Source organism: Xenorhabdus miraniensis, from assembly GCF_002632615.1.
On record NZ_NITZ01000001.1, the window covers coordinates 339,875 to 354,201 of the forward strand.

Here is a 14,327-nt window from a genome sequence, read left to right on the forward strand (position 1 = left end):
ACAATAATTAACGATACCCTGACATTCAAAATAATGGCAGGTACAATAGAAAACTTTTGTCCAATTTGCCAGAAAAAAATCCAAGAGGTTGACGTGCTGGATAATCTTAAAATCAGGTTACAATATTTACTGCCAAAACAATGTATTACAAATTTGGCAGGCTGGTTTGCCAATAAAAAGGCTGGCTGGCTGACACAACTTGTAATCAAAGCTTTCGCCAAAACTTATAAAGTGGACATGAATGAAGCCAAAGACCCTTCATTCACTGCTTACTCAACATTCAATGAGTTTTTTGTCCGCCCATTGAAGGAAGACATTCGCCCTATCGTCAGTGAAGCCAATCAATTGGCTCTGCCGGCAGACGGAACCGTCAGCCAGCTTGGGGCGATCCGCGAAGAGCAAATTATTCAAGCCAAAGGCCACTACTACACTGTTGAAGCTCTTCTGGCAGGGCAATATCAACTCGCCGGGCAATTCCGCAACGGCCAGTTTATTACCACTTACTTATCGCCAAAAGATTATCACCGTGTCCATATGCCATGCGACGGTGTGCTAAAAGAAATGATCTATGTTCCCGGCGATCTGTTTTCAGTCAATCCATTGACGGCAACCAATGTACCCAATTTGTTTGCGCGTAATGAACGTGTCATCTGTGTGTTTGAAACAGCATTCGGGCCAATGGTACAAATTCTGGTGGGTGCAACGATTGTTGGCAGTATTGAAACCGTTTGGAGCGGTTGTGTCACACCACCACGTGAAGGCATCATCAAACGCTGGGCGTATCCGGCAGAAGGTGAAGAAGGTGCAGTTTCTCTCAAAAAAGGAGAGGAAATGGGGCGCTTCAAACTTGGTTCAACTGTTATCAACCTGTTTGCTTCCAATCAGGTGAATTTTGCCAATAATTTATACAGCGGTTCACAAACCCGCATGGGTGGTTTGCTGGCTCAGGCTATCACGGCAGAAGAATCGACAGAGAACACCGATGAACCAATCAATGATGAACCAATGAGCAAAGACATCGTCAGCTAATTTTAGATCCAAGGAGCCCCTTATTGTGCGCCTGATTATCAGTTTACTTCTCAGCCTGTTGATTGCAAATCCGGCTTTTGCCGCTATCACACAGTTGGATGAAACCCAGCTGAAACAAGAGCTAAAGCAGGTTGAAGGTAGTAAGAATCCACAAGGTTCTGAAATCGCGCAAGCACTTCAAGGGGCTATAAATTGGGTTAACGATACAAAATCCGCCGATGAGCGCACTCAAAAGTATCAACAGTCGATTGATGATTTTCCATCTATCATCAGAGAATTACGTCAGAAAATTCTTGCCGAAAGTAATACTGTTCCCCCCATTCCTGCTAATCAGTCTATCAGTAACTTAGAACAACAAATTATTCAGGTTAGTAGCGAATTACTGGAACAGGGACGCCAATTACAGCAAGAACAGGATAAGATCCGGGAAATCAGCGACTCCATGAACCAGTTGCCTCAGCAACAGGTTGAAGCAAAACGTCTGCTGACAGAAGCGACGTCCCGCCTCCAATCTTTGGGTTCACCTGCCTCTCCCCTCTCTGAAGCACAATTGACTTTGGCCCAAGCAGAAGTCAACGCCCGTAAAGCCGTGACCAATGAACTGGAAATGGCACAACTTTCTGCTAATAACCGACAAGAAATTGCCCGCATACGGGCCGATTTATTTAAAAAGCGCTATCAACGGCTGGATCTTAAACTCCAACAATTGCGCAGTCAGCTAAACAGCCAACGCCAACAAAAAGCAGAATCCGCACTTGAACATACCGAAATGCTGGCAGAACAGAGTGGAGGGAAACTGCCACAATTTTTGCTGGATGAGCTTCAGCAAAACCGCCAATTATCACAAATGCTCAGCCACCAAACTCAGAGCATGGATGTTATTGGATCACAACAGCGCAAGGCTGCCAGTGATATTTTGCTGGTACGCCAGACACTTAATACTATTCGTGAACAAGCACAATGGCTAAGCGACTCCACTGCACTTGGGGAAGCTTTAAGAGCTCAGGTCACTCGTATCCCTGATATGCCAAAATCCCAGCAACTCGACAGAAGTATTGCCGAATTGCGGGTTGAAAGGCTGAAATACGAGGATATGCTGGAACATTCACAGAACGACCCTGACCAGACGTCATCTTCATATCATTCCCTGACTCCGGCACAGAAACAAGTTTATGAATCCCTGACCCGGACTCGGAAAGAGCTGTTAAATTCTCTGCTTTCAGGGTATGACAACGAAATTCTGGAATTAACAAAGCTCAAAGTAGCCACCAATCAATTAAATGATGCGGTGAAAGAAGTTAGGGACGCCACTCATCGCTATCTGTTCTGGGTCGCGGATGTTAATTCCATATCGCTGGATTATCCACTACAGGTAGTGCAAGCTCTGACGCGCCTTCTGTCTCTGGATACATTTTCACAGTTAGGTGCAGCAATCCATAATATGCTGACCACACAGGATACTCTGCTCTATTTGCTAGGTACTTTGCTACTAGTGATTTTCAGTATCAGCTCGCACCGCCAGTATCATGCTTTTCTTGAGCGTTCCAGCAATCGCATCGGCAAAGTGACACAAGATCATTTCTCTCTTACTTTGCGCACTGTTTTCTGGTCTATCATCGCGGCATTGCCGCTGCCGATGCTCTGGTCAGCCATTGGTTATGGCCTGCAAAATGCGTGGCAATATCCGATGGCTAACGCAATTGGTGATGGTGTACGTGCAACAACGCCAGTTCTATGGATCTTTATGCTCAGTGCCGCGTTTGCTCATCCGAATGGCTTATTTATCGCACATTTTCGCTGGCCTGAAGAGCGCATAAAACGGGCAATGCGTTTCTATCGCCTGTCCATTTTCCTGATCGTGCCTCTCATGATGGCATTAATCACCTTTAACAACTACAGCGACCGGGAATTTACCCCTACCCTCGGCAGGCTCTGTTTTGTGATGCTCTGTATTTCCTTAAGTCTGGTGACTAACAGCCTAAAACGCGCCGGTATCCCGCTTTACATGGACAAATATGGATCAGGTGAAAATATCGTTAGTTCTGTCCTATGGTGGATACTGCTTTCTGCCCCAATCTTAGCAGCGTTTGCTTCGATCCTCGGCTATTTGCAAACATCACAGGCTTTGCTGGGGCGTCTGGAAACCTCCGTTGCTATCTGGTTTTTCTTGCTGGTCATTTACCACATTATTCGTCGATGGATGCTGATCCAACGGCGCAAAATTGCTTTTGAGCGTGCCAAACAGCGCCGTGCAGAAATACTGGCCCAACGCGCCAAAAGCGAAGAGGATTCAAGCAATATCAACAGCAGTGTAGAAGGCTCTATCGAAGTTGAAGAACCTGTTATTGATTTGGATGCAATCAGCGCCCAGTCATTAGGGTTAGTACGTTCGATCCTGACAATGCTTGCGCTCGTTTCACTCATTCTATTGTGGTCTGAATTACATTCAGCGTTTTCTTTCCTTGAAAATATCAGGCTCTGGAACGTGAGTACGACCATAAACGGTGTCGATACTGTCCAGCCAATTACTCTCGGCGCAATACTTGTTGCGATATTGGTTATCATCATTACTACGCAACTTGTCCGTAATTTACCGGCATTGCTGGAACTTGCCCTGTTACAGCATTTGGATCTATCACCAGGTACAGGTTATGCCATCACAGCGTTGACCAAATACAGTATTACCCTGATTGGTGGCTTGGTTGGCTTCTCCCTGATGGGTATTGAGTGGTCTAAACTTCAATGGCTGATTGCCGCGATGGGGGTGGGTCTTGGTTTTGGTTTACAGGAAATTTTCACCAATATTATTTCTGGCTTGATTATCCTGTTTGAAAAGCCCATCCGAATTGGCGATACCGTGACTATACGTGGCCTGACCGGCAGTATCACGAAGATCAATACACGTGCAACCACTCTGTCTGACTGGGATAGAAAAGAAATTATTGTTCCCAATAAGGCCTTTATTACTGAGCAGTTCATCAACTGGTCTCTGTCTGACACGATCACCCGTATCGTTCTGACTATCCCTGTACCAGCCGATACTGAATCCGCATATGCTACCGACATATTAATGACTGCCGCCAAAAGCTCACCATTAATTCTCGATAATCCGACGCCGGAAGTCTATTTGGTAGATTTGCAGCAAGGTATTCAGATTTACGAGTTGCGTGCTTATGCCGCAGAAATGGGGCACCGTATGCCTGCCCGTCATGAAGTGCACCAGCACATTTTGCAGGAATTCCGCAAACATGATATTACCTTGCCATTCCCGCCTTTTCAGGCACGTGTTGATATTTTTGGTCAAGAAATACGTAGTTCGACAGCCAATACTTCGGGCCGAAATCCACCACGTAAATCAGGGGCACTCTAATATTACTGCGACATGATCAAACGCATACCTTTTCAAGTTAGCGGATTATTGGCATTAAATGGTGTTTCTATTTTAGGAAACGCCATTACTGAGATTGCTATTCCGTGGCTGATTCTGGAAATATCGGGTAGCCCGCTTTTGGTTGCTACAGTGATGTCCGCAAAAATCCTGCCGTTGATCTTCTCCATTTTCTTCAGCGCACAACTAGTGGATAAATACGGGGCGTTCCGCATTTCAGTGTTATCTGATGTGGTGAATTTCCTCAGTGTCCTGCTGATCCCAGTGTTTTATACAATGGATATACTGCACTTCTATCTGTTGGCTGTTTTGCTAATATTTTCCACTATTCTGGATTCTCCGGGGAGATTGGCAAAAGATGTGATGCTGGCAAAGGAGATCAGGAAAAATAAACGGGAACATGAGTTGATCAATGGGATCAACAGCACCGTTGAGAATATTTGCGATTTGATCGGCCCTGTTATCGGATCATTCATTATCGCCCTGCTCGGTACGATCAATGCCTTATATTTCGATGCCATAAGTTTTCTGGCTGTCGCACTGGGGCTGATTATTCTGAAAAAATACTTTGTCGCCGATATCAATGAAGTCACTAAAACGCCCCCTTTATCATGTCATTATTTCCTTGAAGCATTCAGGTATATAAAATCTGAAAAAGATCTTTTTGCCGTACTTATCATCAGTTCAGTCGTTAATTTTGTGCTCACACCGCTCCTGATCGTTTATTTACCGTATTTAAATAAACAGGAATTTAATTCTGTTTTAAGCCTCGGTATCTCAATGACTTGTTTTGGTGCAGGAACAACACTTTCTTCATTGCTGTATGGTGTTTATGGAAAATATTTTTCCAGCAACCGCATCATCCTTTTGGGATACAGTCTATTCGTGCTATCCCTGATATCCCTGAACCTATTCAGCGGGCAATATGTCCTGTTCATCCAGCTTTTCGCTATTGGCATGTGCATTGGGTTTTCTGCACCCGTTGAAGCCACTCTGATTCAACGCCAAGTACCAGAAAAATTGTTTGGCCGCATAATGACGCTGTTTTCCTCGACACGATTCCTTGCTGTACCTGTCGGGTATCTCTGTTTTGGTACAGTACTGGAATCCAGCCTTGCCAGGCAAACACCATTGATTATGGCTGTAGTGGTATTCGGCGGATTAGGAATTTACGGGCTGATACAAAGGGGAGAAAAGTGAAAACGACAATTTCTTAGGTTAGCAAGAAATAAATAATCTATAATATTCAGAAGAGAGGCATTATTCGCTTACAGCGATTTTTTATAAAAAAAACGCTGTCCGAAAATTATGAACAGCGTTTAAAAATGATGGCAAACTGAACTTTTAATTTAGGCTATAACTTAAATTATTAACGAATTTTTTTCGGATCTGCTCCGTATTCGTTATCTCCCTGAGTACCTTCCAACAGGGTAAATACGAATAAAGCAATGTTTAATAATGGAACAAAAATCAATAAAATCCACCATCCAGAGCGGTTAGTATCATGAAGTCGACGCACCGTTACTGAGATGTTTGGAATTAAGGAGAAAAGCGTATAAGCACCAACCAAGACCAAACCAATAGACACATCAATTGCTGAACCCAATATACAGAGTGCCAGGATTGCAATCATATTGAACAAATAAAACATCCAATATTCTTTACGACGGGCACGCCCTGAGAATATAGCATATTTTGTAAAGACACCAAGATACCAATTCATAATATCACTTAATTGAAATTAGATTATATAAATAAAAAGCAGACAAACTATAAAGGATGATTAACTTTACACTTATTTACCTTTTAAAGTCTATGTTTTATTATTCCCAGAGTAATACTGTATTATTTATATCATTATTAGATAATGAATTAAAAAATTCTTCCCAATGCCAAATTCTAAATAAATCCAATATAAATATCTCTGGCACATATCAAAGTTACACACAAAACTATCCAAAAAATAAAGCCAATAAATTTATTATTAACACTCGTTAGAGGTTGGTTTATTTTCAATGATGATAGTTAATCATGTTATATATATAAAATAACTAATATCGACATAAAAATACTTTATTTCACTACCCAAGAGCAAAAAATCAAAAAATGCTGCGACAACCACGAATTTATTTACATAATTTTAACAGAAATCCATCATCAAAAACTCGCTCATCAATATTTACAACCCATTCTTCCTCCTTCATTTTTAAAAACCGACCTGTTTTGTTATATGGGGTCATGACATCAATTTATCATTCAAATCTATAAACCAGATTTACAACCACAAGATTCACCAATTTGTAATTCAAACTCAAACTCGCGTTCCTGAGCTTTCCCATCCCAGGTTCTCAATATTTCAATGGCTGTTTGCGCCATTTTGTCAATTGGCTGACACACTGCCGTTAAAGACGGTACATTAAACTGTGATTGTTGCGTGGCATTAAAACAAACTAATGCAATATCATCAGGTACAGCAATTTCATGCTCAGCCAACGCACGCAGGCATCCAAATGCCTGTAATTCATTGGTAGCAAACAGAGCACGAGGCCGCTTTCCTTTTAACATTTGTAAAGTGACTTCGTAGCCTCCCTGACGGGTATATTCCGTGGAAAAAATCCACTCATCACGTACCACCAAATTTGCCTGCATCAAAGCATCACGCCAACCTGACAGCCGATCTTGTGTATTCAACATATCAAGAGGGCCACAAATAATGGCAATATCCCGATAACCATGCTGAGTAAGATGTTGGGTCACCTTGAATGCGGCGATCCGTTCATTGACACGAACTGCACTGACATTTGATCCCGCATTGACCCAGTCTAACATCACGCAAGGTGTGCCACTGGCCTGAACCAAATCAATATATGGATGGCGATCAACACTCGTATACAGCAGACCATCAATTTGACGATTCAATAAGTTGTTGAGCAACTCTTTTTCACGGGTACGATTATCCCCGGAATCCCCTGGCAGCAAAACTTGCCCGTGTTTGAACGCTTCCTGCTGCAAGGCATGAGCAACAGAAGAAAGAAAAGGATTGGCAATATTTGGCAAAATAAGCCCGTAAGCATGTGTCGTCCCAGAAACCAATGCCTTTGCAATACTATTAGGTCGGTATCCCGTTTTCTGAATCGCTGCTAATACACGCTGGCGAGTCGCTTCTGCAACAGGTCGGGGGCCATCATTGATGACATAACTGACAACCGCTACTGAAGTTCCAGCCTCTTTTGCAACATCACTACGCGTCACTCTTTTCAAGTGTGAATTCATGATATATGTCGCCCGCAGGTTAAGATCGATTCTAAATCGCGTCCTCAAGTAAATTGAGATCCCGACCACGTGTTTCTGGTGCAAAGAATGTCGTAATAAAACCAATACCTGCCATCAACGCAAAATAACAGGCAATAGGCCACCAATGCCCTGTAAAAGATAATAATGCTGACGCAATTAATGGTGCAATGCCACCCGATAACATGGCTCCCAACTCTTTCGCGAAAGCCATCTTAGTATAACGATTCGCCACGCCAAAAAGCTCTACCCCCCACGCAGCCTGAGCACCAAAGATCCCCAAAGAAGCCAACCCCATGCCTACAACAATAGTTGGGATGACAATCATAGGTTCGCGGCTTTCCAGTAAGATAAAAACAGGAAATGCGTAAAGCATAAGTAATAAGCAAAACCAGCGATAGGTAATACGGCGCCCAAAGCAATCTGACAGATAGCCTGACAATGGTATGATCAAAAAACCCAAAATGGATGCGATAGATACCGCAATTGTGGGAATAAATTTGTCCAGCATCAGTGCATTGGCAACATAACCGATGATGAATCCCTGAGCCAGATACGAAGGGCCATTTTCGCCAATACGTAAGCCAACCATGATCCAAAAAGCCTTAGTACGTTGCCAAAAACTCCGATTTTCATAAGCCACTCGTTGCTTCTCACTTGCAGCCGATTGCAAACGTTGCTCTGCCAACTCTGTCTTGTAACGTTCAAAAACAGGTGTCTCATTCATATATCGGTGAATATAAAGTGCAACTATCGCAATCAAGGCACTGGACAAAAATGGAATACGCCACCCCCAATCGAGTAAATCTTCTTTATCCATTGTCAATACCAGCAACCAAACCAGCGATGCCAGCAGAGTTCCACTATTTGAACCCAAGGCAATGACAGAAGAAACCAAGCCCCGTTTTGCGGGTGGTGCAAACTCCCCAAGTATAACCGTGCCGCCAGAGAGTGCTGCACCTGCCCCTAATCCCTGTATAAATCGCAATATGACCAAACAAGCAGGTGCCCAAGCTCCGATATGAGCATAACTTGGAATCAATCCAATTAACGTGGTTGAGATCCCCATCAAAATAATCGTCATTATCATGACGATCTTTCGCCCTTTGCGATCACCTAACCATCCAAACACAAGAGCACCAATGGGACGAGCGATAAATCCAACTGAATAGGTTGCAAAACTGGCAAAGAGGGCGATGGTGGGCGTCATATCGGGGAAAAAAATATCCCCAAAAATAATACCCGCCGCTAATCCATATAGAGCAAAATCAGCATATTCCATTGTCGTTCCCAACCAACAGGAAAAAATGGCACGCCGAAACCCCTTGCGCCCTTCTTTTGTTGATAGACACGTTTCAGAAGCATGCTGTATCTGAATGGCAGCTAATGCCGTATTTTCATACGGCATTGCAATATATTCCCTGAATGTTGGAACAGTAAAACTTTAATTCCAACGAGGTATATCTAAAAATATTATTGTTATTCATTAATGATATTTATACATAAACTTATCTACTCGCGTAGAATATTCAAATAGAAGAAACCAATAATCTAATGCCAGTCACAAATATTAGGGAAAAATTAAGCTTTGTAATTAATAAATTTTTAAAGGAAGATATTAAAATTTATTTCACAACAATATAATCACAGAATTTACCCATTAAACTTTTCAATATCACAGCCAGATTAAAAAGATAAATCCATGCGAATATATTAACAAAAAAACATTCACACCATAACAAAACCAATTCAAATTAAAATAATTTCACTTGAAAAATAATTGCCTTCTATTTATTTAGAATAAAAAACAAAAAGCACACTCATACAAAAGTTAAAAATAAGTAATACTATTAATTATCATGGTTAATATTAAAAGCAAAAAACAGCCCCCCCAATAGGAGGCTGTTTTCTCTCAATAATTCAGATTATTAGCATCAAACTTGATACATTTTCCGCAAATAACAAGAAACTGCGTCATCAGAATTGGAGCCTATAACTTCCATCTCCGGTAAAATGTCTTTCAAACGCTGATGTGCGCCCTGCATAATGCAACCCTTGCCTGCCACACTCAACATTTCACGGTCATTCATACCATCACCAAAAGCAATGCAGTCGCTCAACTGATACCCGATGGATTGACAAACCTGCTCCAGCGCATGACCTTTGGAAACACCACCAGCCATCACTTCCAAACAATTTCTCAGTGAAAAACTAACATTGACTTTTTCTCCCCAGCGCGCCTTGATTCTCTCTTCCAAATCCACCAAATAATCATGATCGTCACTGGTGTAATAAACCTTGCACACACCATCTAGGGGAAAATTATCCTGCTGAAAAAGCTGGTAATGGAAAACTGACTCCTGAAAAAATTCTTCCTGTTCAGGAGCTTCACGGTTCATTAACCAATCGTCATTATTGAAGTAGTTAGTCAGCACATTGGGATTATCGAATTCCAATAGGCATAAATCATAAGCAATTTCAGGATCTAAGTTGTGGCTGAATACCAATTCATCTTGCGTATTGTGAACTCTTGCGCCATTAGAAGTGATCATATAAGCATCAATGCCCAATCCATCACGGATCTGCCCCACATCGATATGATGACGCCCTGTCGCAAAAATAAAATGAATCCCTTGATCTGTCAGCAGGTTCAACGTTTCCTTGGTATATGGCGTTAATTTATGGTCGGGAGACAACAACGTGCCATCTAAATCTGAAGCAACAACATGATACATAGTTATAGTTCCTAAACTAAATCAGTTCTGGTCAAAAAAATCACAAATTGCATTAAGGGCCTGCGCCCGCAATACATCTTTTTCGAACAGGATTTCGTGATGAGCCCCTTGGATAACCAGAGGCTTTTGTTCTTCTTTTCCTGTTCCCGCTTTTTGGCGTGATTCGCAAAAAGCCAGTAGCTCCCGATTATTCACTACCTTATCTTCACTCGCCTGTAACACAATGAGTGGAGTCTGAATTTTACCCGCATTTTCAACCAGACTATCGCCCATTAGCATACTTTCACGCATCCAATGGTAAGTCGGTCCACCAAGGCGCAATTCAGGATAATCAACATAATAGCGTAAATAACGCTGATAACGTGCATAACTGTGCGTTAATAAATTAATGAAATAAGGCAAAGGTTGCCATTGCCCCGTCGATAAGGCATAAGCATTGCGTCTCCTGGCATTGGGTTCTGCCTGATTAACCAGAAAATTCGCCAACCAGCGGGGCATGGGTAAGTTGATACCAAACATCGGCGCACATAATGCCACTGCACGAAAAACAGGTTCTTGGTGACGTTGCAGGAAACGGCTCAAGATAGCCCCTCCCATTGAATGCGCCAACGCATAGTAATGATGAGACGGACGGGACGTCACTTCCAGCTCGATGAATTTCGCAAGGTCATCCACGTAATGTTCAAACGCTTCCACATGGCCTTTTTGTCCATCATCCAACATTCGCCCTGAACGCCCTTGTCCACGATGATCAATGATAAAAATATCGTAGCCTAGATGGTAAAAATCATAGGCTACTTCAGGGTATTTCACGTAACTTTCACTGCGACCGGGCAAAATCACGAGTGTTTTGTCATGATGGGGTGAACAAAAGGAGACATAATGGATGGGAATATCATCAACTCCCATAAATTGCCGCTCTTCCCTCGTTCGCCAAAAATCCAGTAATAATCCATTCGTAAAGGCAGAGAACTGAGGTTCGCGGTTTAACCAGCTTTCTTTCAATGTCTCAGGTGCCATTTATCTTCCTCGGTTAAGTACCCTTCGGTTATTCAAACCCCTCAAAATGTTCGCGGATAAGCGTCATAAACGCATCGCCAAAACGCTCCAGTTTTCTCTGCCCAACCCCATTGATTAGCAAAAGCTCATCAGGCGTAATCGGGCACTGTTCTGCCATCTCAATTAACGTGACATCGTTGAAGACGACAAAAGGCGGAATGTTATTTTCATCAGCAATGGATTTACGCAGTTTGCGCAATTTCGCAAATAATTTACGATCATAATTGCCACTGTATGATTTGTTTTGCTGATTACGGCTTTTCAGGTTTTGGATACGCGGTACGGCAAGTTGTAAAGGTACTTCGCTCCGTAATACAGGCCGTGAAGCCTCTGTCAATTGCAACGCAGAATAATTGGCGATGTTTTGGCTAATCAGTCCCAAGTGAATAAGCTGACGCAAGACGCTCATCCAATGTTCCTGGCTTTGCTCTTTACCGATGCCATACACGGGCAATTTGTCATGCCCAAAATCTCTAATGCGTTGATTATTCGCACCACGTAATACTTCTACAATATAGCCAATCCCAAAACGTTGTCCAACACGATAGATGCAAGATAATGCTTTCTGCGCTTCCACCAGCCCGTCATAACGCTTAGGTGGGTCAAGGCAAATATCACAGTTGCCACAGGCTGTCTGGCGGCTTTCACCAAAGTAGTTCAGCAAAACCAAGCGTCGGCAAGTCTGTGCTTCCGCAAATGCCCCCATGGCATTGAGTTTATGTCGCTCAATATCTTGTTGTTCACCAGCCGGCTTTTCTTCCAGACAACGGCGCAACCACGCCATATCCGCAGGATCGTAAAACAGCACAGCTTCAGCAGGTAAACCATCTCGCCCCGCACGACCCGTTTCCTGATAATAAGACTCGATATTACGGGGAATATCAAAATGCACGACAAAACGCACGTTGGGTTTGTTAATCCCCATACCAAATGCAACGGTTGCCACAACTACCTGCAAATCATCACGCTGGAAAGCATCCTGCACCCATGCACGTTGATTGTTTTCCAACCCTGCATGATAAGGTGCAACGCTTAATCCACGCTTTTGCAAACGCTCTGCCGTTTCTTCCACTTTAGTACGGCTATTGCAGTAAATAATTCCGCTTTTTCCCTGCTGAGCATGCACAAATGACCAGAGTTGATCGAGCGGTTTATATTTTTCTACCAACGTATAGCGAATATTGGGGCGATCAAAACTACTGATATGGATAATCGGTTCGTGTAATTCCAATAAACGCACAATATCCTGACGAGTGGTTTTATCCGCTGTTGCCGTCAGTGCAATCACAGGAAGAGCAGGGAACCGATGGCGAAGCTGACCCAGTGCCCGATATTCCGGGCGAAAGTCATGTCCCCACTGGGAAATACAGTGGGCTTCATCGACAGCCAATAAAACGGGCTGCCAGTCTTGGAGCTGTTCGAGAAAGTTATCTGTTACCAAGCGCTCAGGGGCAATATAGAGTAGTTTAATGACTCCCTGACGACAGCGTTGAATAATATCAAACTGCTGTTCACGGCTTTGCGTTGAATTCAGACATTCCGCTTCTACGCCATTTGCCCGCAATTGGTCAACTTGATCTTTCATCAACGAAATTAATGGTGATACGATCAGCGTCAGCCCATTTTTTACCAATGCCGGGATTTGATAACACAACGATTTACCGCCTCCCGTTGGCATAATCACCAGACAGTCGCGCCCATCAAGAACGGCGTCAATAACCTGTTGCTGTCCCGGGCGAAATTGCTGGTATCCGAATGTTTTTCGTAATGCTTGTTCAGCCAGCGATGCCGTGCTGATGAGTTCTGCGGTAGACACGCTTTTCCTCAATCGTTACTAAAAAAGCCTAAAAACAGGCTGTAAAAAATACAGACGCAATCTAAGCGCCAGCATATTACGCTATCTCACTGTCGTAGCAATGAGCCATAGCAATTACAGCATATCATTCAGCATGACACCGATACCAAAACGGGTCTGCTTGAAATTATAATCAATCATTGATTCGCCATAACCGCAGAAGAGCTGCGTATAAAAACGAACATGCTTCGATATTGGATAACTCCAACCCAACTCTCCGCCACCATAACCGCTATTCCAGTTATAACGCCCTTGAGCGGTAAAGACACTGTCTCCCCAGATATATCCTACCTTCAGGCGGTAATATCCCATGTAGCGACTCATGTCTGGGTTATCATCACGGTGGGAACTTTCTGGCAGACGATACCACGGTTTCAAATCCACCTGCCAATTACCGTTTTGCGCCATAAAACGTGCATAGAGGCGGTTCCAGCTACGAGAAGTGGCTTCTGGACGTCCATTTGATTGATGGTTAAATCCCATCTCAACTTCCCGCAGATGCCAGCCAGCAAATTCATAATCAGTCAACCATGCCAGAAAAAGTTGTGGTTCATAATTTGTTTCACGGAATGGTGATGACTCTTTCTTATTACTGAGCTGCCACCATGAGCGCTGGGTATAGGAAGCGCCAAGCAACGAGTCTTCACCTACAATATTTCGCCACAGTCGGAAGCCAAAACTTATTTGAAAACTGACTTCATCCTTGCGGGCGTGATCTGCCCAATAGTAGCTATTAATTCCCGGCTTATTAATCCTGCCGCCATAAGTATAAACAATGTAATTCGTATCATAAGGGTAAAGTATTAAAGGAGATTCTTGCTTACCTAACATCGTCGAAAGCACACTCCCTCTCACTTCATCAACCTGCTTTTCTGCTGCGTGAGCCAATGGTGATAATAAGCAGGTAATAACCAGTATCTTCCATAACAAACGCATTTCTGGTTTTCCTATTGTAATAATTTCAAAATAA

Annotated in this window: 10 protein-coding genes; 3 read left to right on the forward strand and 7 right to left on the reverse strand. The window is 43.1% G+C overall.

The window, feature by feature from the left end; translation table 11 throughout:
• Positions 1 to 93 precede the first annotated feature (93 nt).
• The 3 genes from asd to Xmir_RS01500 are packed head-to-tail and all read left to right on the forward strand — an operon-like array spanning position 94 to position 5,617.
• Positions 94 to 1,029 carry an archaetidylserine decarboxylase gene (gene asd, locus Xmir_RS01490; RefSeq protein WP_099112781.1) on the forward strand — a complete coding sequence of 312 codons (936 nt, stop codon included), beginning with the start codon at positions 94 to 96 and terminating at the stop codon, positions 1,027 to 1,029.
• A gap of 25 nt (positions 1,030 to 1,054) precedes the next feature.
• Positions 1,055 to 4,399: a miniconductance mechanosensitive channel MscM gene (gene mscM / locus Xmir_RS01495; protein ID WP_099112708.1), complete on the forward strand. Its 3,345-nt coding sequence runs from the start codon at positions 1,055 to 1,057 to the stop codon at positions 4,397 to 4,399.
• Positions 4,400 to 4,411: 12 nt separating this feature from the next.
• Entirely contained in the window at positions 4,412 to 5,617 is a 1,206-nt protein-coding gene (locus Xmir_RS01500; RefSeq protein ID WP_099112709.1) for an MFS transporter, read from the forward strand.
• A gap of 169 nt (positions 5,618 to 5,786) precedes the next feature.
• On the opposite strand, the gene Xmir_RS01505 is transcribed toward Xmir_RS01500, so the two are convergent.
• The 7 genes from Xmir_RS01505 to pldA form a co-directional block, all read right to left on the reverse strand.
• A complete protein-coding gene (locus Xmir_RS01505) occupies positions 5,787 to 6,140 on the reverse strand; it encodes a DUF805 domain-containing protein (RefSeq protein WP_099112710.1) in 354 nt (117 codons plus the stop codon).
• A gap of 539 nt (positions 6,141 to 6,679) precedes the next feature.
• A complete protein-coding gene (locus Xmir_RS01515) occupies positions 6,680 to 7,690 on the reverse strand; it encodes a LacI family DNA-binding transcriptional regulator (RefSeq protein WP_099112712.1) in 1,011 nt (336 codons plus the stop codon).
• A 31-nt stretch (positions 7,691 to 7,721) separates the two neighbouring features.
• Entirely contained in the window at positions 7,722 to 9,116 is a 1,395-nt protein-coding gene (locus tag Xmir_RS01520) for an MFS transporter (protein ID WP_099112713.1), read from the reverse strand.
• A gap of 526 nt (positions 9,117 to 9,642) precedes the next feature.
• On the reverse strand, positions 9,643 to 10,443 hold the full coding sequence (gene yigL, locus Xmir_RS01525) for a sugar/pyridoxal phosphate phosphatase YigL (RefSeq protein WP_099112714.1): 801 nt from the start codon (positions 10,441 to 10,443) through the stop codon (positions 9,643 to 9,645).
• 21 nt (positions 10,444 to 10,464) lie between these two features.
• Positions 10,465 to 11,463, reverse strand: a complete 999-nt coding sequence (gene pldB / locus Xmir_RS01530; RefSeq protein ID WP_099112715.1) for a lysophospholipase L2 — start codon at positions 11,461 to 11,463, stop codon at positions 10,465 to 10,467.
• A gap of 28 nt (positions 11,464 to 11,491) precedes the next feature.
• Positions 11,492 to 13,318 carry an ATP-dependent DNA helicase RecQ gene (gene recQ, locus Xmir_RS01535; RefSeq protein WP_099112716.1) on the reverse strand — a complete coding sequence of 609 codons (1,827 nt, stop codon included), beginning with the start codon at positions 13,316 to 13,318 and terminating at the stop codon, positions 11,492 to 11,494.
• A gap of 114 nt (positions 13,319 to 13,432) precedes the next feature.
• A complete protein-coding gene (pldA, locus tag Xmir_RS01540) occupies positions 13,433 to 14,293 on the reverse strand; it encodes a phospholipase A (RefSeq protein WP_099112717.1) in 861 nt (286 codons plus the stop codon).
• Between the last annotated feature and the right edge of the window lie 34 nt (positions 14,294 to 14,327).

Excerpts from the sequence above, each read along its gene's own strand:
- Xmir_RS01500 (WP_099112709.1), top strand. The coding sequence starts at position 4,412 with ATGATCAAACGCATACCTTTTCAAGTTAGCGGATTATTGGCATTAAAT.
- Xmir_RS01505 (WP_099112710.1), bottom strand. The coding sequence starts at position 6,140 with ATGAATTGGTATCTTGGTGTCTTTACAAAATATGCTATATTCTCAGGG.
- Xmir_RS01515 (WP_099112712.1), bottom strand. The coding sequence starts at position 7,690 with ATGAATTCACACTTGAAAAGAGTGACGCGTAGTGATGTTGCAAAAGAG.
- Xmir_RS01520 (WP_099112713.1), bottom strand. The coding sequence starts at position 9,116 with ATGCCGTATGAAAATACGGCATTAGCTGCCATTCAGATACAGCATGCT.
- yigL (WP_099112714.1), bottom strand. The coding sequence starts at position 10,443 with ATGTATCATGTTGTTGCTTCAGATTTAGATGGCACGTTGTTGTCTCCC.
- pldB (WP_099112715.1), bottom strand. The coding sequence starts at position 11,463 with ATGGCACCTGAGACATTGAAAGAAAGCTGGTTAAACCGCGAACCTCAG.
- pldA (WP_099112717.1), bottom strand. The coding sequence starts at position 14,293 with ATGCGTTTGTTATGGAAGATACTGGTTATTACCTGCTTATTATCACCA.